The organism is Paraburkholderia sp. BR10954 (assembly GCF_040965775.1).
Classification (GTDB): Bacteria; Pseudomonadota; Gammaproteobacteria; order Burkholderiales; family Burkholderiaceae; genus Paraburkholderia; species Paraburkholderia youngii.
Map to the genome: position 1 here is coordinate 478,054 of NZ_JBFRCK010000003.1, position 20,706 is coordinate 498,759.

23 protein-coding genes and 1 pseudogene are annotated in these 20,706 nt (G+C 65.9%); 15 read left to right on the top strand and 9 right to left on the bottom strand.

Translation table 11 applies throughout. From position 1 onward, the window contains the following. Window positions 1–147: 147 nt before the first annotated feature. From AB4Y34_RS07235 to AB4Y34_RS07250, 4 genes are all read left to right on the top strand, one after another. Window positions 148–921: an SDR family oxidoreductase gene (locus AB4Y34_RS07235; RefSeq protein WP_176382959.1), complete on the top strand. Its 774-nt coding sequence runs from the start codon at window positions 148–150 to the stop codon at window positions 919–921. A gap of 64 nt (window positions 922–985) precedes the next feature. Further along, on the top strand, window positions 986–2,068 hold the full coding sequence (locus tag AB4Y34_RS07240; protein WP_176106832.1) for an ABC transporter ATP-binding protein: 1,083 nt from the start codon (window positions 986–988) through the stop codon (window positions 2,066–2,068). A gap of 71 nt (window positions 2,069–2,139) precedes the next feature. Next, complete coding sequence (locus AB4Y34_RS07245) at window positions 2,140–3,003, top strand: MurR/RpiR family transcriptional regulator (protein WP_176106831.1); 864 nt, start codon at window positions 2,140–2,142, stop codon at window positions 3,001–3,003. A 424-nt stretch (window positions 3,004–3,427) separates the two neighbouring features. Beyond that, window positions 3,428–4,663 (top strand): YbfB/YjiJ family MFS transporter, encoded by a 1,236-nt coding sequence (locus tag AB4Y34_RS07250; RefSeq protein WP_368715640.1) that lies wholly within the window; start codon window positions 3,428–3,430, stop codon window positions 4,661–4,663. A 22-nt stretch (window positions 4,664–4,685) separates the two neighbouring features. On the opposite strand, the gene AB4Y34_RS07255 is transcribed toward AB4Y34_RS07250, so the two are convergent. Genes AB4Y34_RS07255 through AB4Y34_RS07270 form a run of 4 tightly spaced genes read right to left on the bottom strand, consistent with a single transcriptional unit; the run spans window position 4,686 to window position 8,185 of the window. Continuing rightward, window positions 4,686–5,060, bottom strand: a complete 375-nt coding sequence (locus tag AB4Y34_RS07255; RefSeq protein WP_368715641.1) for a GtrA family protein — start codon at window positions 5,058–5,060, stop codon at window positions 4,686–4,688. Continuing rightward, complete coding sequence (locus AB4Y34_RS07260; RefSeq protein ID WP_368715642.1) at window positions 5,057–5,806, bottom strand: class I SAM-dependent methyltransferase; 750 nt, start codon at window positions 5,804–5,806, stop codon at window positions 5,057–5,059. The genes AB4Y34_RS07255 and AB4Y34_RS07260 overlap by 4 nt, the downstream gene beginning before the upstream one ends. A 17-nt stretch (window positions 5,807–5,823) precedes the next feature. Continuing rightward, the gene (locus AB4Y34_RS07265; RefSeq protein ID WP_368715643.1) at window positions 5,824–6,885 is read right to left on the bottom strand and encodes a glycosyltransferase family 2 protein; all 1,062 of its coding nucleotides are present in this window, start codon (window positions 6,883–6,885) and stop codon (window positions 5,824–5,826) included. 13 nt (window positions 6,886–6,898) lie between these two features. Further along, window positions 6,899–8,185, bottom strand: a complete 1,287-nt coding sequence (locus tag AB4Y34_RS07270; protein ID WP_368715644.1) for a glycosyltransferase family 87 protein — start codon at window positions 8,183–8,185, stop codon at window positions 6,899–6,901. Window positions 8,186–8,857: 672 nt separating this feature from the next. On the opposite strand from AB4Y34_RS07270, the gene AB4Y34_RS07275 reads away from it, so the two are divergent. The 11 genes from AB4Y34_RS07275 (at window position 8,858) to AB4Y34_RS07325 (ending at window position 18,033) form a co-directional block, all read left to right on the top strand. Continuing rightward, window positions 8,858–9,070, top strand: a complete 213-nt coding sequence (locus AB4Y34_RS07275) for a hypothetical protein (RefSeq protein ID WP_368715645.1) — start codon at window positions 8,858–8,860, stop codon at window positions 9,068–9,070. A gap of 100 nt (window positions 9,071–9,170) precedes the next feature. Then, a complete protein-coding gene (locus tag AB4Y34_RS07280) occupies window positions 9,171–9,341 on the top strand; it encodes a Flp family type IVb pilin (protein WP_013092552.1) in 171 nt (56 codons plus the stop codon). Window positions 9,342–9,408: 67 nt separating this feature from the next. Further along, complete coding sequence (locus AB4Y34_RS07285; protein WP_176382948.1) at window positions 9,409–9,579, top strand: Flp family type IVb pilin; 171 nt, start codon at window positions 9,409–9,411, stop codon at window positions 9,577–9,579. Between the two features lie 30 nt (window positions 9,580–9,609). Next, window positions 9,610–10,152 (top strand): prepilin peptidase, encoded by a 543-nt coding sequence (locus AB4Y34_RS07290; RefSeq protein ID WP_176382946.1) that lies wholly within the window; start codon window positions 9,610–9,612, stop codon window positions 10,150–10,152. A 36-nt stretch (window positions 10,153–10,188) separates the two neighbouring features. After that, window positions 10,189–11,019, top strand: coding sequence for a Flp pilus assembly protein CpaB (cpaB, locus tag AB4Y34_RS07295; RefSeq protein ID WP_368715646.1), 831 nt, complete (start codon window positions 10,189–10,191; stop codon window positions 11,017–11,019). Window positions 11,020–11,119: 100 nt separating this feature from the next. After that, window positions 11,120–13,036, top strand: a complete 1,917-nt coding sequence (locus tag AB4Y34_RS07300) for a type II and III secretion system protein family protein (RefSeq protein ID WP_368715647.1) — start codon at window positions 11,120–11,122, stop codon at window positions 13,034–13,036. A 21-nt stretch (window positions 13,037–13,057) separates the two neighbouring features. Then, complete coding sequence (locus AB4Y34_RS07305) at window positions 13,058–13,372, top strand: hypothetical protein (RefSeq protein WP_368715648.1); 315 nt, start codon at window positions 13,058–13,060, stop codon at window positions 13,370–13,372. A 21-nt stretch (window positions 13,373–13,393) separates the two neighbouring features. Further along, on the top strand, window positions 13,394–14,605 hold the full coding sequence (locus AB4Y34_RS07310) for a CpaE family protein (RefSeq protein ID WP_368715649.1): 1,212 nt from the start codon (window positions 13,394–13,396) through the stop codon (window positions 14,603–14,605). 39 nt (window positions 14,606–14,644) lie between these two features. Continuing rightward, a complete protein-coding gene (locus AB4Y34_RS07315) occupies window positions 14,645–16,006 on the top strand; it encodes a CpaF family protein (protein ID WP_368715650.1) in 1,362 nt (453 codons plus the stop codon). A gap of 52 nt (window positions 16,007–16,058) precedes the next feature. Beyond that, the gene (locus AB4Y34_RS07320; RefSeq protein ID WP_368715651.1) at window positions 16,059–17,036 is read left to right on the top strand and encodes a type II secretion system F family protein; all 978 of its coding nucleotides are present in this window, start codon (window positions 16,059–16,061) and stop codon (window positions 17,034–17,036) included. Between the two features lie 28 nt (window positions 17,037–17,064). After that, window positions 17,065–18,033 (top strand): type II secretion system F family protein, encoded by a 969-nt coding sequence (locus AB4Y34_RS07325; RefSeq protein WP_176382932.1) that lies wholly within the window; start codon window positions 17,065–17,067, stop codon window positions 18,031–18,033. A 10-nt stretch (window positions 18,034–18,043) separates the two neighbouring features. Here AB4Y34_RS07325 and AB4Y34_RS07330 read toward each other — a convergent pair whose 3' ends face one another. From AB4Y34_RS07330 to AB4Y34_RS07350, 5 genes and pseudogenes are all read right to left on the bottom strand, one after another. Further along, window positions 18,044–18,688 (bottom strand): trimeric intracellular cation channel family protein, encoded by a 645-nt coding sequence (locus tag AB4Y34_RS07330; protein ID WP_176382930.1) that lies wholly within the window; start codon window positions 18,686–18,688, stop codon window positions 18,044–18,046. A 57-nt stretch (window positions 18,689–18,745) separates the two neighbouring features. Further along, the gene (locus AB4Y34_RS07335; protein WP_176382928.1) at window positions 18,746–19,201 is read right to left on the bottom strand and encodes a MarR family winged helix-turn-helix transcriptional regulator; all 456 of its coding nucleotides are present in this window, start codon (window positions 19,199–19,201) and stop codon (window positions 18,746–18,748) included. 97 nt (window positions 19,202–19,298) lie between these two features. Further along, window positions 19,299–19,826: an N-acetyltransferase family protein gene (locus AB4Y34_RS07340; RefSeq protein ID WP_368715652.1), complete on the bottom strand. Its 528-nt coding sequence runs from the start codon at window positions 19,824–19,826 to the stop codon at window positions 19,299–19,301. After that, on the bottom strand, window positions 19,823–20,410 hold the full coding sequence (locus tag AB4Y34_RS07345; protein ID WP_176382926.1) for a helix-turn-helix domain-containing protein: 588 nt from the start codon (window positions 20,408–20,410) through the stop codon (window positions 19,823–19,825). Before AB4Y34_RS07345 ends, AB4Y34_RS07340 begins: the two co-directional genes overlap by 4 nt. Before the next feature lie 82 nt (window positions 20,411–20,492). Next, window positions 20,493–20,706 (bottom strand): annotated as a pseudogene (locus AB4Y34_RS07350) (hypothetical protein); the annotation flags it as partial.

The window sequence follows — 20,706 nt, forward strand, 5'->3', positions numbered from 1 at the left end:
GCTACGGAAACCCACTCTTCGGGATGACCGGGCAGTCCTCGCAAACGCTTTTTGTAGGAAATTTACAGCGAGGCGCGCGGCGCGGACCGGGTGGCGGAAGGCGACGGCAAGACGGCCGAATCGGCCGGGCGAACGAGCGAGGAACACATGGATCGTGTCGTATTGGTAACCGGCGCATGCGGCGGTATCGGCAGCGTGTTATGCGAGCGCTTCGTCGAGGCGGGCGACACCGTGCTCGCGCTCGACATCGACGCGGCCTCGCTGCAAGCGCTGAGCGCGCGACTCGGCGCAAGCAGGATCGTGCCGGTCGCGGTCGATCTCGGCGACGCCGCCGCGGTGCAGCAAGCGGTGGCCGCGGCGGTCGCGCAGCGCGGACCGGTCGACGTGCTGGTCGCGAACGCGGGCGCTGCGCTCGGCGCGTCGCTCGCGACTACCGACGCCGCAAGCTGGCAGCGCGATATCCATCTGAATCTGAACGGCACGTATCACACGGTCGAGGCGGTGCGCGCGTCGATGATCGAACGGCAGCGCGGCGCGCTCGTGCTGATCGGCTCCGTGAACGGTTTTGCGGCGCTCGGTCATCCAGCATATAGCGCCGCGAAGGCCGGCCTGATCAGCTATACGAAGGCGCTCGCGATCGAGCTGGGCCGCTATGGCATTCGCGCGAACATCGTGTGTCCCGGCACAGTGAAGACGCAGGCGTGGCAGGCCCGCGTCGACAAGAATCCGCAGGTGTTCGAGGAGCTGAAGAAGTGGTACCCGTTGCGCGACTTCGCGACGCCCGACGACATCGCCGACGCGGTGCTGTTTCTCGCGTCGCCGCAAGCGCGCGTGATCACCGGAGTCGCGTTGCCGGTCGACGGCGGCTTGATGGCGGGCAACCGGCTAATGGCGCAGGAGCTGACGCTCGAGTCGTTCTGAACCGCGCACGGCGCGCGCATTACGACACCCGCAATACAACACGCAGCAAGACGATGAGGACAGCATGGCAGCAGTGCAACTGAGCGGCATCTTCAAACGCTATGGCGACACCCAGGTCGTGCACGGCATCGATCTCGACATCGACGACGGCGAGTTCGTCGTGCTGGTCGGTCCGTCAGGCTGCGGCAAGAGCACGCTGATGCGGATGGTGGCCGGGCTCGAGGAAATCAGCGGCGGCGATCTGATGATCGGCGGCACGCGCGCGAATACGCTCGCGCCGCAGCAGCGCAATATCTCGATGGTGTTCCAGAGCTACGCGCTGTATCCGCATCTGTCGGTGTATGAAAACATCGCGTTCGGTCCGAGAATCCGCAAAGAATCGTCGGAGAAATACAAGCCGCGCATCGATGCGGCCGCGAAGATGCTGAACCTCAGCGGCTATCTGGACCGTTTGCCGCGCGCGCTGTCGGGCGGTCAGCGGCAACGTGTCGCGATGGGCCGCGCGGTGGTGCGCGAGCCGTCGCTGTTCCTGTTCGACGAGCCGCTGTCGAATCTCGACGCAAAGCTGCGCGTGCAGATGCGCACCGAAATCAAGGCGCTGCATCAGCGCTTGAAGAACACGGTGATCTACGTCACGCACGATCAGATCGAAGCAATGACGATGGCCGATCGCATCGTCGTGATGAACGCGGGACGGATCGAGCAGATCGGCCGTCCGCTCGAACTCTATGACCGGCCGGCGAATCTGTTCGTCGCGAGCTTCCTCGGCTCGCCGTCGATGAATTTCGTCGAGGGCGTGATCGTCACTCGCACCCAGGGTGCGGGCCTCGCATTGAAGCTCGCGGACGGCAGCGAGGTCGCGCTCGAAAGCACGCCTGCGTCGGCCGTGGTCGGTGCGCAGGCCACGCTCGGCGTGCGGCCCGAGCACATCGAGATCACGGCGCAGATACCGGATGCCGCGCTCGACGTCGAAGTGATCGAGCCAACTGGCGCCGAGACGCACTTGTACGGGAAAATAGGCGGCTCCGCCTGGTGCGTGACCACGCGCGAACGCTCGAAGATCGAGCCCGGTCAGCGTGTTGCGCTGCGTCTGCCGGCCGAACACATTCATCTGTTCGATACGGAGAGTGGACGCAGGCTGGTTTGATCAGGCCGATTGAAGCCGAAGAAGCTGCGAGCGACGCGGAACCATATGAAACAGCCCCTGAGGAACACCGGGTGTCCGCACCGAACTTGATTCCCCATATCCGCAACGCACTCGCGAGTCTGCGGCCCGCCGAGCGCAAGGTCGCCGACATGGTGCTCGCCGACGTCGACTTCGCGATGCGCGCGAGCATCACCGATCTCGCGCAGCGCGCCGACGTGTCCGAGCCTTCCGTCACGCGTTTTTGCCGCGCGATCGGTGCGCACGGTCTGCGCGACTTCAAGATGCAGCTCGCGCAAAGCGTGGCGGGCGGATTGCCGTATGCGTCGACCGCGGTCGCGCGCGACGACGACGTGCAGACCTTGATGGACAAGGTCGGGGAAGCGGCGATCGACGGCATCACGCATGCGCGCGGCGCGCTCGATCCTGCGGTGGTCGAAAGCGCGATCGCGGCGCTCGTGAGCGCCCGGCGCGTGTTTTTCTTCGGCGTGGGTTCAGGTTCCGGGCTCGTCGCGCAGGATGCGGCGCTGCGGTTCTTGCGCATCGACATCGCGGCGGCCGCGTTCACCGATGGTCATTTGCAGCGTCTTTACGCGGGCCTGATGGAGCCGGGCGACGTCGCGTTTGCGATCTCGCATTCGGGGCGCAGCGTCGAAGTCAACGAAAGCATCCAGATCGCGAAGGAGCGCGGCGCGACGACGATCGCGCTGACCAACGTCGGCTCACGGCTCGCATGGCTCGTCGATATTCCGCTGCTGCTGCGCGTGGCGAGTCCGATCGATCCGAATACGCCGGGCGTATCGCGGCTCGTGCATCTGTGCATCATGGACGCGCTCGCGATCGGCGTCGCGTTGAAGGCGGGACCCGAGACGCTGGAAAAGATGCGCCACGCGAAAGCTCGGCTCGTGCCGCATGAGCCGGAAGGGGCGGGCGGGTAGAGCGCTCGAAGCGCTGACGCGCCGTCCTCTTCGGCCAGCCGATCATCGACACCTTGTTCACCGGCTGCGCGACCGTTGCCGCCGCGCGCACTTTGCCGCCCATCGGCAGATCGAACAACTGCCACTTGCCATGCCTCGCGAGTTCTAGCGAGAAGCTCGCGGCTTCATCCGACCACAGCAACCGCTCATTGAGATCGACCGACGTATCGCGCAACGCAACGCGCAACGCAGGCGCTTGCGCAGCGTCGTGTTCGGATGCAGCCGCGCGCGCTCGCGCTCGACCACAACTGCAACTCGCGTTGCTCTGCAACTAACCGTCAAGCCGAAACGTCTCTCCCGGCTATCATGGCAATCTGCGGCACACGTCCGACTCATCATCCAATCAGAACCGGCTCGCAGCATTCTCGTTCAGGTCCGTCCGCCCATGTCCTCCCGTTCCGCCGATACCGCATCGCACGCTCCGACCACGATCACCGCCCGCCGTCTGCCGACACTGCTGCTGGCCGCCGCGCTATCGCTCGGCAGCGCAACAGCGCTCGGCCTCGGGCGCTTCGCCTACGCGCTGCTGTTGCCGTCGATGAAGCTCGACCTCGGCTGGAGCTTCGCGCAGGCCGGCGCGATGAACACCGCGAACGCGCTCGGCTATCTGCTCGGCGCGCTGGTGTTTCCGCGCCTCGCGCGCCGCTGGTCGGCGGGCGCGCTGTTCGCGGGCGGTTGCGTGCTGACCACGCTGTTGATGGCCGGCAGCGGCGTCACCGCCAGCACGGATGCGCTGCTGACACTGCGCGTAATCACCGGCGCGAGCAGCGCGGCGATCTTCATCGGCGGCGGCGTGCTCGCGGCGCGGCTCGCGTCGGCGCGCCCGCGCGACGCGGGGCTCGTGCTCGGTCTGTATTACGGGGGCACCGGCTGGGGGATCGTCGCGTCGTCGTTGCTGGTGCCGGTGACGATCCTTGACGCCGCCCACGGCTGGCAGTTCGCGTGGTTCGCGCTCGCGGCGGCCTGCGCGCTGTTCGCCGCGGTCGCGATCGGCGCGTCGCGCAGAATCGAGCGCGCGCATACGAGCGCGGCGGCTGCCGCGCATGCAGCCGGCGCCACGTCCGCGCCGGGTTGGCCGCACTTCGCAGCCGCGCTCGCGGGCTACGGACTGTTCGGCGTCGGCTATATCGGCTACATGACGTTCATCGTCGCGCTGTTGCGCAACGCCGGCATGAGCGCGGCGGTCGTCACCGGCTTCTATCTGCTGCTCGGCGCCGCGACCGTGGTGTCGGCGCGGATCTGGTCGACGCTGCTCGATCGCATGCGCGGCGGCCAGGCGCTCGCCGTGCTCAACGCGCTGCTGGCGATCGCGACGCTGCTGCCCGCGCTGTTCACGCAGCCGTGGGTCGCGTTCGTTTCGGGCACGCTGTTCGGCGCGACGTTCCTGTCGGCGGTCGCATCGACGACCGCGTTCGTGCGCCACAATCTGCCCGCGAGCCACTGGGCGAAGGGCATCAGCGCCTTCACGATCGTGTTCGCATTCGGGCAGATCGTCGGGCCGGTGGTGATCGGCTGGGTGTCGGATGGCGCCGGGCTCGCGCGCGGGCTCGTGTATTCGGCGCTGCTGCTGGCGGGCGGCGCGGTACTCGCGGCGTGTCAGAGGGCGTTGCGCGCGGCGTGAGCGCGTTACGTGTGCCTCGCGTTCAGCGATAGGTCCAGCACCGATGCGCGATGAACGTGAGCGGCGGCACCACGCACACGACGAGCCCGATACCGAGCGCGGGCGGGCCGCCCGCGAGCTGCGTCAGGCGCGATACGAGCGCGGTCAACGTCAGGCCGCCCAGCGATACGAGCACGAACCGCCCAGCGTTCATCAACGCGGGCAGCGCCGAAAAACTCCAGAACGTGTTCAACAGATACGAGGCCGCCGTCGCCCACGTGAACGCGATCGCGTTGGCCCACGGCGGTGACATGCCGGCGTCCGCGATCAGCGTCAGCGCAATGCACACATGCAGGCCGGTCGCGATGACGCCGCTCGCGCCAAAGCGCATCAGCTTGACTCGATCGAGCAGCATCATCGCGGCGCTCCTTCGCGCTTGCGCAGGACCGCGAGCAGCGACACGCCATAAGGCAGCGGCGCATGCGCGAGCCAGTGGCGCTCGGCGCTGAAAATGCGGTACAACGCCGCGTTGAGCGGCCACGGCGGAATCGCGTCGCCGCTCGAATGCTGGCGATGCAGCAGCCGATCGGCCCAACGCGCGACCACCGCGACCGGATAGAGCAGCGTGTTGAAATAGCTGACGCGTTCGACTTCGTAGCCGGCCACGGCCGCGCAGCGCATCAGCGAAGTGCGGCTATAGCGGCGGTAGTGATGCAGGAAAACATCGTGCGCGCTCCACAGATGTTGTCCGGCCGGCACCGTCACGACAATGCGGCCTCCCGGTGTCAGCAGATCGCGCATGCCTGCGAGCGAGCCGGCGTCGTCGGCGATATGTTCGAGGCAGTCGAAGAAGCAGATCAGGTCGAAGCGTTCGCCGTCGAACGGCACGTCGTCGGGGCAGTGGCCCGCGCGGATGTCGAACTGCTTGCCGGTCTTGCGCGCGCTCAGCGCCCGAGCGGTCCGGTCCATCTCGAGGCCGCTGACGGTGCCGAAACCGGCCAGCATGTCGAGGTTGCCGCCGGTGCCGGAGCCCACTTCGAGCACGCGCGCGCAGTGCGGTAACGCGAGCCGTTCGAGCAGCGTGCGCAGCACGTCGCGCCGCGCGCGAAACCACCAGTGCCCGGCTTCGGTCTCGGCCATTTCGAGGTAGGCATCGGGAGACATGGTCAACTCCTCGGCTTTCAGTGTCCGACTACGCGAAACCGCGGCGCGGCCCGCCTGCGTGTCGGTTCGACACGCCCCACATGCGCCGCGCGCGCATCCTCGCGCACGTCCGGCAACGTGCTGACCTTGCTCTTCGCTTGATAGCGACGCCGCACCAGATAAACGGGCCGTTCCTTCGACTCGTAGTAAATGCGGCCGACGTATTCGCCGATCACGCCGATGCCGATCAGCTCGATGCCGCCCATGAACAGCATCACCGAGATCGTCGACGCGTAACCGGGCACCGGATTGCCCGACCACAGCGTGCGGCCGATGACGAACCCGCCGTAGACGAACGCGAGCGTCGCGATGGACAGTCCGATATAAGTCCAGCTGCGCAACGGCACCGTGCTGAAGCTCGTGATGCCTTCGAGCGCGAAGTTCCACAGCCGCCAGCCGGAGAATTTCGAGTGACCGGCGCTGCGCGGCTCGCGTTCGTATTCGACGATCACGGTGCGGTAGCCGACCCACGCGAACAGGCCCTTCATGAAGCGACGGCGCTCCGGCAGGCTGCGCAGCGCGTTGACCACCTGGCGATCGATCAGCCGGAAGTCGCCGACATTCTCCGGCAGCTTCACTTCGGACAGCGCATTGTGCACGCGATAGTAGAGTGCGGCCGCCGTGCGTTTGGCGAGCGTATCGCACAGGCGGTTCGTGCGTTTGGCCGCGACTACTTCGGCGCCCGCGCGCCAATGCTCGACCATCACCGGGATCAGGCTCGGCGGGTCCTGCAGGTCCGCGTCGATCGGAATCACCGCATCGCCGAATGCTTCGTCGATGCCGGCGGTCAGCGCCGCTTCCTTGCCGAAGTTGCGCGTCAGCTCGATCACCCGAATGCGCCGGTCGCGGCTGCTCTGCGCGATCAGCCGATCGAGCGTCGCGTCGCTGCTGCCGTCGTTGATGCAGACGATCTCGAAGTGCGTGCCGTCGATCGATTCGAGCACCGGCACGACTGCCGCGAAGAAGCGTTCCACCGCGTCCTGCTCGTTGTAGAACGGCACGACGAGTGAGATCAGTGGCGTGGTTGTATGAGTTGGCATGACGCTTCCCCGTTTATCGAATGATTCGAGCCGCGTGCGAATAGGCGAGGGCGGCGCGCTCGTCGCGTTCTTCGTCCATTACGCGCACGCGGCGCATGACGAGCAGCAGCACCAGCAGCAGAACGATCGGGCCGATCTGCGGCAACTCGGCCGTGCGGTTGAAGAGTTCATAGGCCGGCAGCAGCCACGCAAGCGCAATCACACTCTGCTCGCCGGGCAGCCAGCCTTTGTCGAGGCCGAGCGCGGTCAGGCTGGCCGTCGCGATGCCGAGCCACGCCAGTTCGTAGTGCCACACGTATGGGTTCGTCAGCAGCGTGGCGACGACGAGGCTCGCCGCGCGCAGCCGCGTGTCGCGCGTGGTTCGCCACACGTGCCATGCGGCTGCCGCGGCGATCAGCGCAACGCAGGCCTGCGCCGCAAAGGCCGCGACGATCGGCGTGCCGCCTTCGCGCAGCACGGCGAACACGGTCGGCGACGCGAGCCAGTAGCCGCGGCATTGTTCGAGCAGCGTCTCGCGCGCAATGCCGGTGTTGACGAAGAAGAGCCGCACCGATTGCACGCCGCAGACCAGCACGCTGACCACGCCTAACAGCGCCGCGCTGAACGCGGCGGCCGCCAGCGTGCGCCATGCGCGCGCGGCAATCAGCACGAGCGGAAACAGCACGGCCATTTGCGGCTTGATCGCGAGCAGGCCGAGGCACAGTCCCGCGCGTACCGGATGCCGGCGCAGCCAATGCAGCGTCAGCGCGGCGATGCCGGCGGTCAGCAGCGAGTTCTGACCGAACAGGGCTGTCACGAACACGCACGGCGAGGCCGCGACCACGAACCATGCGAAGCGCGATCCCCTGAAGCTGTCGACAAGGCCCGACACGCGCAACGTGCCCGCGCTGAGCAGCGCGATGCCGCCGCCGACGAATACGAAGTACATGACGAGCCGCGGCAAGAGCGCGAGCGGCGAGATCAACACGAGGAACGTCGGCGGATAGAGCCAGGGCATCACGCTGTCGTGGCTGACGTTCGTGAAGAGCAGCCGCTGGAGCTTGTCGAACGACGCATGGTCGTAGACCTGCATCGCCGAACCGTGCAGCAGTCCATACGAGGCCGACCAGAAAATCGAAAAGTCCTCACCGGGACGCGTGAGGCGCTGGTCGGTGAAGCCGTGGCTCGCATAGGCCCACAGCCCGATTATCACCACGTACAGTACGCACATCCCGCTGCAGTAGAAGACGATGCGCTCGTGCGTGAGCCAGCCGCGAATCTCGCTGTCGCCGCTGCGCATGCGTAGCTGTGATGCGTACATGATCCCCGCCCCCGTGTGATCCGGATCAGGTCTGTCGACCCTCCGTTCGTTCTGTTTATTGATTCCGTTTTGTATGTGTCTGCGCGTGACATCGAATCAAAACCCGTGTCTTTGCGCTGAACCGGTCAGATCATTGTTGGCGGAAATTCATGCGACTTTCAAGCTCGCGTTTTCCTGGCCGCGAGTCGTGCCCTGCCGATTCAGCCAAATACCGGGCCAAACGGTCAGCGTTGTGTGCGCCAACGCACCAAGCCGTCTCATCGATGAGACGCTTTGGACCGGCGCGCCATTCGGGAAGGCCGATTTCCCAGCGATATTCCGTTTTTACCGCCCTAGGGAAAGTCCTGGACAAAAAATGCCGAGCCTTGCCCGGCGGCGCTTTACGCGTTCCGCGAAGTGTTCGGCGGCTCATGCAAAACGTTGCGGATTCGGACATTCCGGACGCGAATCGGGCGCGAGGCGGGAGGCCAGTCCGCTCGAACCCGCGTCGTTACGCTGTTTTCGCAAAGCTGGTCCCGTCCTTGCAATGGGGAGTGCTCGGAAGTCGACGACACGATGCTGCGGACCTGAACAGACAGCACACCATGGCGCGATAGAGAGCCAACGTCGATTGACCAGCTGGTGCTGGCCTCGAGCCGGCGCCAAGAAAAAATCACGAAAGACGGGGGATGTATGCACAACAAGTTCACGCGCCTGCGCGGCGATAACAAGCCCATGAGCCGCGCACACCGCGCGGCCATGCTGCGTCAGCGGCACACGGCCGCAATGCTGCGGCTTGCCCGGCAGCTGTCGCTTCACTTCCCCCGTTTCCTCCAGTTCGTGTCGCCCAGCGTTACGCCCATGCGGATCAAACACCGCGCGACGCTGACCGGGCGGCGAGACTAGCCCGCAGTCTTCCGCAGTTCCCAGCAGTGCCCGTAGTGCCATCGCCCACGCCAATCCTGGTAACGGGTTCCATTAGTTAGTCCTCCACAGGAGTCGAATCATGAAGAACATCATTGCTACCGCGGCCCGTTTCGTTCGTGACGAAGACGGCGTGACCGCCATCGAATATGGGCTGCTCGCCGGCCTGATCGCGCTGTTGATTATCGGCGGCGTGACCCTGCTCGGCCAGCATCTGCAGACGATTTTCAACAACCTCGCGGACTCGGTTTAAGTCATCTTGCCGACGGACGAACCTCACGATTCGTCCGTCACTTTCCAACTGAATACGGGGGGCTGTCATGAATTACCTGATTGCGCGCGCGGTACGTTTCGCACACGACGAAGACGGCGTGACCGCCATCGAATACGGTCTGCTCGCCGGCCTGATCGCACTGCTGATCATCGGCGGTGTGACCACGCTCGGCACCAACCTCAGCGCGATCTTCAACAATCTCGCCGACTCGATCTGACGCGGCGCGATCATCCATCACGAGGTCATCATGACGCTGCCACTTCTGCCGCCACATCCTGTACCGCTGTGCGTGATCGTACTGGCGATCGTGGCAGCGAGCACGGATCTCACCGCGCGGCGCATTCCGAATCGCCTGATCGTACCCGGGCTCGCCGTCGCGCTTGCCGTGCAGATGTCGATTCACGGGCCGCTCGCCGGCGCGCTCGACTGGCTGAGCGGCGCCGCATGCGGCCTCGCTTTGCTTTTGCCGTTCTATCTGCTGCGCGGCATGGCCGCCGGCGACGTGAAGCTGCTGATGACGATCGGCGCATGGGTCGGACCCGCGCTGACCTGGCGGATCGCGCTCGCCACTTTTCTGATCGGCGGACTCTGGTCGCTGCTGATCGTGCTGTGCCGCGGCAGATTCGCGCGCTTGCTCGCGAATCTGCGGCAACTGATCGGCGGGCTCGTCGTCGCGCCGCTCACACGACCGAGCCTGATCGATGCGCGGACCGGATCGGTCGGGTCGATTCCCTACGGCGTTGCGATCGCGGCCGGAACCCTCGGAATGCTGCTCGCGGCCGCGCTGTAGCCGGACGTTTCCACTGAACGATGCGGGAGTGTTGCCATGAAAAACAGTCGGGCTCTAGTGATGCTGACGATCGCCGTGCTGGCGGGCCTCGCGGCCGTGAGTTTTGCGTCGCGCTGGTTGCTGCAGACCTCGTCGGCCGCGGTGACGTCGGTTGCGGTGGCGTCGTCGGACATCAGTCTCGGCCAGCCGCTGAACCAGAACCTGATTCACATGGTCAGCTGGCCGACTTCGAGCGTGCCGCCCGGTGCGTTCGCCGACGGCAAGGCGCTCGAAGGGCGCGTGCTGCTGACGAGTCTCGCGCCCGGCGAGCCGGTGCTCGAATCGAAGCTCGCGCCGCAGGGCACGAAGGGTGGCCTGTCCGCGGTGATCGGCGAAGGCCATCGCGCGATCACGGTGCGGGTGAACGACGTGGTCGGCGTCGCCGGCTTCGCGCTGCCGGGCAACTACGTCGACGTGATCGTCAACACGCAGCAGGCGAACAAGACCGACGCGTCGCAAAGCATCTCGAAGATCGTGCTCGAAAAGATCCTCGTGCTCGCGGTCGCGCAGCAGGTGAGCCGCGACGACACCGCGCCGAAAGTGGTCAACGCGGTGACGCTCGAGGTGACCCCCGAGCAGGCCGAGAAGCTCGACCTCGCACGCAGCGTCGGCACGCTGTCGCTGGTGCTGCGCAACCAGGTCGACAAGCAGACCCCGAGCACCGGCGGCGCGACCAAGCTGACCTTGCTCGACGTGCCGGTGCCGGCTTCGGCGCCGGCCGCACCCGAAGTGCATCCGGTGCGCACGCACTATGCGGCACGTCCGGCGCCAAGGCGCGATTGCGTCGGCGTGCTGTCGGGGGTGACGGGCAGCGTCGAATGTTTCTAGCGCGGTCGCAGCGCGCCGGTTTTTGACAGACGCCGCGATCTGAATCAGAAGGCAATCAAGAGACGTCTCGGTTCACCTATCGAGCGACGGGGGCAGCAACATGAAAACACAACAACGGTACTCATCCGGTGGCGGCAAGCATTGCCGCTCGCTCGGCGGTACGGTGCTCGCCGCCGCGCTATGCGCCGGGCTAACGGCTGCGCACGACAGCGCGGCACAAACGATGGCCGCCGCGCAAATGCCGCCGGGCTGGGGCGCGCAGGCCGCGCCGCTGCCAGTCGGCCGGGGCGCCGTGCCGATGCTGGTCAGCAACACGCCGATGCCGACCGGCGCGACGAGCGGCCGGATGGTCGCCCCCGCGCAGCTGAGCGGGCCGAACTGCACCGGCGAGATTCGCGACGAATCGAGCGTGTCGGTGGCGGTCGGCAAGTCGATCCTGGTTCCGCTCGTCGAGCCCGCGCGCAATCGCACGCTCGGCAATCCGGTCGTCGCGCAGGCGACGCTCGTGTCGCAGCGCACGCTGTACGTGGTCGGCATGAGCGTCGGCACCACGAACATGATCGTGCAGGGCCGCAGCGGCGCATGTCAGATCATCGACGTGAGCGTCGGTGTCGATGCCGATGGGCTGCAACGCACACTCGCGCAACTGCTGCCGAACGAGCGTGGCATCCGCGTGTCGAGCGCGGCCGGCAACCTCGTGCTCGCGGGCCGCGTATCGAGCGCGCAGGCCGCGCAGCAGGCGATGAGCATCGCCGGCGCTTACGCGGGTGCGCAACCCACTCAGCAAGACCAGTCGAGCACCGCGAGCTTTGGTAACGGCGGCTCGATCTCGCAGCAGAGTTCGAGCGTTAGCAAGGGCTCCGAAGTCATCAACATGATGACGGTCGATTCGCCGCAACAGGTGATGCTCGAAGTGAAGGTCGCCGAGGTGTCGAAGACGCTGCTCAATCAGTTGGGCGCGGCGGTCAACATCCAGGGCGGCTTCGGTTCGTGGACCGGCGCGCTGGTGAGCAGCCTGCTCGCCGGTGTCAGCAGCGGTGTCGCGGTGAGCAAGGCGAACAACAGGCCCTTCAACATCGCCGTCGACGCACAGAAGAGCGACAGCCTCGGCAAGATTCTCGCGGAGCCGAACCTCGTCACGCTGAGCGGCCAGGAGGCGTCGTTCCTTGCCGGCGGCCGGGTCTTCATTCCAGTGCCGCAAAGCAACGGCACGGGCGGCTCGACGATCACGCTGCAGGAAGAAGAGTTCGGCGTCGGCCTCAAGTTCACGCCGACCGTGCTGGCCGGCAGCCGCGTGAATCTGAAGGTCGCGCCGGAAGTGTCGGAACTGTCGCCGACCGGCGTCACCGTAACGGCGAGCGGCACGAGCAACACGTCGATCCTGCCGCTGATCACGACACGGCGCGCGTCGACGACGGTGCAGATGAACGACGGCGAGAGCTTCGCGATCGGCGGGCTGATTCAGAACAACATCACCGGCGCGTTGAAGGCGCTGCCCGGCATCGGCGAAGTGCCGGTGCTCGGCGCGCTGTTTCGCAGCACGTCGTTCCAGCAGGATCGCACTGAGCTGATCTTCATCGTCACGGTGCATCTGGTGAAGCCGCTGCCGCCGGGCGACTACCCGCTGCCGACCGATAGCTTCACCGGCGTGTCGGACGGCACGGTCTACGCGACCGGCAACATGGAAGGCCGCCGGCCCGCCGCACAGCCGAACGCGCCGCAGATGCCTGCGCAACCGCAACCGCAACCCGCGGCGCCCGCACCGGTTCCGACGCCGGCACCGACGCCGGCACCGACCGAAGGCTCGGCCGCACCCGCCGCGCTGCTGCCACGCGACACCCAGGCGGACCGGCCAGCACCGTCGGCGGCGATGCCGCCGGCCGGTAAGACGGCAACCACGACAGCGTCGGCAGCAACGCTAGCTCTAGCGCAAACCAGCGCCGAACCCGCGCTCGCCAAAGCCGACGCCGCGAGCCCAGGCAACCCGACGCTCAAGGCCACCCAGCCCAACCCGTAACGCGCCGCGAAGGAGACTCTCATGAAACTCGAACATCTTCTGATCACGCGCCGCGCGGCGTTGCTGCTGACGATGTGCGCCACGCTGAGCGGTTCGTTGAGCGGCTGCATGTCGAGCTCGCCGATCTGGGACGCGCACGTCGGCGACGCCGTGCGCACCGTAACGCAGATGCAGATCATCGATCCGCATGCGGGCGAGCACACGCCGTCGACACCAGGGGTCGACGGCAAGGCCGCGGTCGCCGCGCAGCAGCAGTACGACAAGTCGTTCCAGACGCCGGCCACGACGTTCAATCCGTTCGTGATCGGGATCGGCAGCAGCGGCGGCAGTCAGTGATGGCGGACGCGGGGGAACATCATGATCAACATCCTGGCTCTCTCTGAAGACGGCGCACGACTCGCTCAGATCGCGCATCTGAGCGGCGAAGCCGGCGACTACCGGATCACGCGCGCGATGGGCACGCCGTCGCTGCTCGGCGAGCGCGGCGACACGCTCGATGCGTTCGACGTGCTGATCGTCGACGCCGCGTCGCTGAAGGATGCGGAGCTCGCGGTGGTGGAGCGGCTGCATCGCGAGCACGGGCGGCTCACCTGCATCCTGCTGATTCCCGACGCGTCGCCGCAGACGCTGATCGCCGCGATGCGCGCGGGCTTTCGCGACGTGCTGAATTGGCCGCTCGATTCGCGCCAGTTCGGCGACGCGTTGCAGCGCGCGCAGGCGCAGAGCCTGCAAGGCGGCACGCGCGACACGCGGATTCTGTCGTTCGTGTCGTGCAAAGGCGGCGCGGGCACCAGCTTCATCGCCGCGAACGTCGCACATGCGATCGCGAGTCTGCCGCAGAAAAAGCGCGTGCTGCTGATCGATCTGAACCAGCAGTTCGCCGATGCCGCGTTCCTGGTCTCCGACCAGACGCCGCCGTCGACGTTGCCGCAAATCTGCGCGCAGATCGAGCGCATGGATGCGGCGTTCTTCGACACGAGCGTCGTGCATGTGAGCGACAGCTTCCATATCCTCGCCGGCGCGGGCGACCCGGTGAAGGCGGCCGAGGTCAAGGAAGACCGTCTCGAGTGGCTGCTCGGTGTCGCCGCACCGCATTACGACTTCGTGCTGTTCGATCTCGGTCAGACGCTGAACCGGCTGTCGATGCTCGCGCTGGATCGCAGCGACCAGATTCATCTCGTGCTGCAGGCGAGCATGCCGCACGTGCGCGCCGGCCGCCGGCTGCAGGAGATTCTGTGCTCGCTCGGCTACGCGCGGGAGCAGATGCGGCTGATCCTGAACCGCTATACGCGGCACGGCGAGCGGCCGCGCGGGGCGCTCGAATCCGTGCTCGGCATGAGCGCGTATCAGGTGATCCCCGAGGATGCCGAAACGGTGACCGACGCGATGAACCAGGGACTGCCGGTGTCGAAGACCGCGCGCGGCAGCGGGGTTGCGCGCAGCCTGCAGACGCTCGCCGAAAACATCGCGGCACGCGCGACCAAACCGGGGCGCTCGCGCGCGAAGGGTGAGTCGCTGTTCGGGCGGCTGCTCGGGCGTCCGCCGGCGCCGAAACTCGAAACGCTTTAAGCGTGCTCGTACGTCACACGATCAGAACAGGGGAACGTCATGTCGCTTCGTGAGCAGATTTCCGCGCAACGCGTGCAGCCGCTGGGCGAACGCGAGGACCCGGCGGCTGCCGGCATGTTGCGCGGCGCATACCAGAAACTGAAGCGCGAGATTCATCAGGCGGTGCTCGAACGCGTCGAGCTCGAACGGCTGTCGAGGTTGCCGCCCGAGCAGGTCCGCCAGGAGATCGCGACGCTGATCGTCCGCATTCTCGAAGACCAGAAGGCGCCCGCCAACGATCTCGAACGCCGGCAACTCGTCGGCGACGTGCACGACGAAATGTTCGGCTTCGGTCCGCTCGAAGTGCTGCTGCGCGACCCGACCGTGTCCGACATTCTGGTGAACACGCATCGTCATACCTACGTCGAGCGCCGTGGCCGGCTGGAGGCGACCGAGGTGACCTTCTACGACGACGCGCATCTGATGAAGGTCATCGAGAAGATCGTCTCCGGCGTCGGCCGCCATATCGACGAATCGAGCCCGATGGTCGACGCGCGCCTGCCGGACGGCTCGCGCGTGAACGCAATCATCCGGCCCTGCGCGATCGACGGTCCGTTGCTGTCGATTCGCCGTTTCGCCGCGAATCCGTTGCAGGTTGCCGACCTGATCGAATTGCAGAGCTTGACGCCGCCGATGGCTGAAGTGCTCGACGCGCTGGCGCGCGCGAAGGTGAACATCCTCGTGTCGGGCGGCACGGGCAGCGGCAAGACCACTCTGCTGAACGTGCTGTCGGGATTCATTCCGGGCGACGAGCGCATCGTCACGATCGAGGATGCGGCCGAGCTGCAACTGCGCCAGCAACACGTGCTGCGGCTGGAGACGCGTTCGCCGAACATCGAGGGACGCGGCGAGATAACGCAGCGCACGCTGGTGCGCAACGCGCTGCGGATGCGCCCCGACCGCATCATTCTCGGCGAGGTGCGCGGCGCCGAAGCGCTCGACATGCTGAACGCGATGAACACCGGCCACGAAGGTTCGCTGTCGACGATCCACGCGAACACGCCGCGCGATGCGCTGACGCGCCTCGAAAACATGATGACGCTCGGCGGCCTGTCGCTGCCGACACGCACGATGCGCCAGCAGATTTCGTCGGCGATTTCGGTGGTCGTGCAAGCCACGCGTCTGACCGACGGCCGCCGCAAGATCGTCAGCATTTCGGAGCTGACCGGCATGGAGGGCGACATGATCAACATGCAGGAGATCTTCGTGTTCCGCCGCTCCGGCGTCGATACGAAGGGCAACGTGCGCGGCCATTTCTGCGCGACCGGCGTGCGGCCGAAATTCGCCGAGCGCTTGCAGGCATTCGGCGTGGCGCCGTCGGAGCAGATCTACGATCCGGCGCGGCGCTTCGAAACGACATGACGTGCACGGGCAACGCGCACAGACCGCTTGCCCGGTGTTTCAGGAGACTGGCATGAGCCCGATTTTCTACGCGTCGATCATTCTGCTGTTCGCGGCCGTGGTGCTTGCGACGGGTGGCGTCTACGAGTATTGGAACAGCCGGCACGGCCCGGTCGCGCGCCGCGTCGATTCGCGGATTCGCGCGGTATCGGCCGGCGGCCCGATGAGCCGGCAGCGTCTGTCGATTCTGAAGACACGCACGATGGCCGAGTCGGCGGTGCTCGCGCGACTGCTGCTGCGTATTCCGCGCGTGCATGCGCTCGATCTGTTTCTGCAGCAGTCGGGGCTGTCCTGGTCGGTCGGCCGATTCTTCGGCACCTGCGCGGTGCTGCCGCCTTTCGTGCTGATCGTGGGCGCGAGCCTCAGGGTGCCGTGGGTCTTCACGGCCGGCGCCGCCGCTCTATGCGCGTTGCTGCCGATCGTCTACGTGCAGCGGCACCGCCACCGGCGCATTCGTCAGCTCGAACGGCAATTGCCGGACGTTTGCGACATGCTCTCGCGAGCATTGCGCTCGGGCCATGCGTTCACCGGCGCGATCGATATGGTCGGCGCCGAGTTCGCCGAGCCGATGAGCGGCGAGTTCCGCATCGTGTTCGATGAGATCAACTACGGCGTGTCGATCAGCGAGGCGCTGACGAATCTCGCGACCCGTGTGCCGATTCGCGATCTGCGCTACTTCGTGATCGCCGTCGTGATCCAGCGCGAGACCGGCGGCAATCTCGCCGAAGTGCTCGACGGCATCACCGCGCTGATCCGCGACCGCTTCAAGCTGTTCGACAAGGTTCGCGTGCTCTCCGCCGAAGGCAGGATGTCCGCGTGGGTGCTCGGCCTGCTGCCGTTCGGCGTCGGCGGCGCGATGATGGCGATCAACCCCGGGTTCCTCAACGTGCTGTGGTGGGACCCGGCGGGCGTCAGGATGATCGCGGTGGCGAGCGTCGCCATGCTGTTCGGGATTCTGTGGATGCGGCACATCGTGAAGATTCGCGTTTGAGCGGGCTCGAGGTCATCGGAGAAGGACCATGCAAACACTGAACATCACGCAGATTCTGTTACTCGCCGGCGTGTTCGCGATCGTTTTCGCGGCCGTGTTCGGCGCGATGCATCTGAGCACGCCGCGCGACATGAGCCGCCGCATCGAGCAGGCGGGCGGTGCGAATGCCGTGCCGGCGCCGGAACAGCTCGACGCCGCCGCGCAGACGCCGTGGTACGAAAAGCTCGTCGAGATCTCGCAGCCGATCTCGAAGCTGTCGGTGCCGAAGGACGGCTGGGAGCAATCCGCGCTGCGCGTGCAGTTGATGAACGCCGGCTGGCGCTCGGCCAACGCCGTGCCGATCTATCTGGCCGCGAAGACCGCGCTCGCGCTGACGTTGCCGCTCCTGGCGATGCTCGCGCTGTACGGCTCGTCGTTCGCGAGCTCGCTGCTCGAACGCGCGATCGTGCTCGTCGTGCTGGCCGCGCTCGGCTACTACCTGCCGAACGTCGTGCTGTCGCGCCGCACGGCAACGCGCCAGCGCAGCATCGTCGAGGACTTTCCCGATGCGCTCGACCTGCTGACCGTGTGTGTGGAAGCGGGGCTGGGCCTCGATGCGTCGCTGATGAAAGTCGGCGAGGAAATCCGCCTGCGCAGTGCGGTGGTCGCGAGCGAGCTCGAACTGATGCTGCTCGAAATGCGCTCGGGTTTCTCGAAGGAAAAGGCACTGCGCAATTTTTCGCTGCGCACCGGTGTGGAAGACATCGACTCGTTCAGTGCAATGCTGATCCAGGCCGAGCGCTTCGGCACCAGCATCGGCGCGTCGTTGCGCGTGCTGTCCGATACGCTGCGCACGCGCCGCCGGATGCGCGCCGAGGAGCGGGCCGCCAAGATTGCGCTGAAGCTGCTGTTTCCGCTGATGTTCTGCATTTTTCCGGCGCTGCTGGTCGTGCTGATGGGGCCCGCGATGATTCATATCTATCGCGATCTGCTGCCGAGCATGGCGGGCGGCGCATGACCAGAGGCCGCTATGAATTGTCGCGCGTCTCGGCCGCGCGTCTGCCCTGGAAGACCGGGAGCCGCCAGCCGTAGCGCAGCGACGCGAGCCGCACCAACATGCAAGCCAACGTCGCGAACCACGGCGTCCACCAGTCCGTCCAGCCCGCATACGAAAAGCCGACCTGCACCGCCGCGCCGAACAGCGCGGCAGACGCATAGATCTCGCGCTCGAGAATCGCGGGCACGCGCGAGAGCACGACGTCGCGCATCACACCGCCGCCCACCGCGCTGACGACGCCGAGCAGGATCGCGAGCTCGGCATTGTGGCCATACGTGAGCGCTTTTTGCGCGCCCGACACCGCGAACAGGCCGAGCCCGATCGCATCGAAGAACAGCACGGGCTGACGCAACCGGCGCACCTGCGGATACGCGAGAATCGTCACCGCGGACGCGGCGAGCGCGGTGGCCAGATAGCGCCAGTTCGACAGCCCCGCCGGTGGGATCGCGCCGATGCACACGTCGCGCACGATGCCGCCGCCGCACGCGACCATGAAGGCGATCACGACGATGCCGAACAGGTCCAGCCGTCGTTGACGCGCGGCGACCGCGCCGCTGATCGCGAATGCGAAGGTGCCGATCAGATCGAGAATGGTGTAGACGGCGTGTGAATTCACTGAGTGGTTTCGTGTTGGGCGAGCGCAGGGAGGGCGCGGCGAAAGGCGGATCGTGGCTCAGGATCTCGCGGGCGGCTCGCTGGCGGACCCGCTTTCGAGCAGGCTATGCGAAAGCTTGCTGAGCAGACGTTCGAGCGTCTTACGTTCGTTCGCGCTCAGCGCCTTCGCGAGTTCGACTTCGAGCTCGGTGCCGACCGCTTCGGACGCCTGCGCAACTTCGAGGCCGTGATCTGTGGCGCGTAATGCGATGCTTCGACGGTCCGATGCATGCATGTTGCGTGTGATCAGGCCGCGCGTTTCGAGTTCGGCGAGGACTTTGGAAAGCAGCGTTTTTTCGATCAGCGCGCGCTGCGAAACGGCCTTGGGCGTGATATCGGGTTCCGCGCAGATGAGGCGCAGCACGCGCAGCGCACGCACGTCGAGATCCCAGCGCTCGCGATAGACGATGTTCGCGCGGTTGATCAGCAGCGCGCTGGTCAGATCGAGCCTGAAAGTCAGGAAGTCCGAGTACAAGAATTTGCTCCGCCGTCGACCGTCATGCGCAGTGCTCGCATTATAGGCAAGTAGTTGAAATTTTCAAATACTTGCGCGGAACGGACTGCATGCGCAGTCAAAGCTGTTTGCAATAGAACGTGGTGGCGCAGAACGCGCCGTCGGGCATCACCGCGTAGTTCGGCACGCTGCCGACGCGTTGCCAGCCGGCGCGCTGATAGAGTCGCTCGGCATCGCCGCCAGTTACGGTGTCGAGCACGAGAACCGATTTTTTCTCTTCCCGCGCGACGCGATCGAGTTCGTTCATCAGAGCGTGCGCGACGCCGCGGCGGCGTGCTTTTCTATGCACCAGCATCTTCGCGACGTCGGCGCGATGCGGCTGATTTTCGGGTTGCGCGGTGATCAACTGCACAGTGCCGACGATGCCTCCGTCTCGGTCTTCAGCGATCAACAATGCGCGTTCTCCACGCGCGACGCCCTCCGCGACGTTGCGCCAGAACGCGAGCGCCGTGTTGCGCGAAATCGGCAGCATGAAGCTGACCGATGCTCCGCCCTCCACGCAGTCGATCAGCACGTCGGCGAGCGCTTCGACGCAGGCCGCCGCTTCGTTCGCGCGGACGCGCCGAATGGTCACGTTATCGATCATCCGATTCTCCGATCGTTGACTGGCATAGTGCTCAGCGCGACAAGATAGCGCGCGCGTTTGCGAGTGGGGTTACGGAACACGATCGGGCTGTCGAGCCGCATCGCCAGGCAGTCGCCTGTCTTGAGCCGCCAACTGGTGTCGCCGATCGTGATTTCCATCGACCCGTCGAGCATCCATACCTGTTGATGGATGTCTGCGTCGCGTGCGCCAGTTTCGTAACTGACGCGCTGACCCGCGGGGAAGTTGACCTCGACTAACTGGATCGCCGAGCGCGCGGTCGGCGACAGATGACGCCGGACATAACCGGAGCTCGGGTCGGTCCATACCGGCTGTTCGGCCGCGCGACTGACTGGCGACGGCTCTGCCGCGGGTGCGCCTTCCTGCTCGAATAGCGACGCGAGCGGCACGTTCAACGCGGTTGCCAGTTTGTCGAGCACGGTTGCGGTGGGGCTGCTCTGCCCGCGCTCGATTAGCGAGATATTCGAGCGGCTGACCTTGCTGCGTTCGGCAAGTGCGTCGAGCGACCAGTTCTGAGCGTCGCGTAGCGCTTTGACTCGCCGCGCGATCAGGGCGTTGATGTCCATGTCTTCCAGTTTAAGGGATCAAGTATCCAGTAAACTAGAGAATGGTCTTTTTGTTGTCAATACCAGGCCATTGCCTCGTGCTTCAAGTCAACGAGCTTTGCTGCTTTTCAGGAGTGTTCGGCGTGCTTTCGGCATTCGACGCCATCCTGCCCGCTGGTCTATCTAGCAGGCTGTTGAAAAGCGCCCCGTCATGACGACCGAAGCTACGTTCAGGAGACTTGCGCGTGCAATTTCCCGCTGAATTACCGGTTTGCCGCGCGATCCGCGCGGGGCATGCGCACGCATGCAGCCCCGCT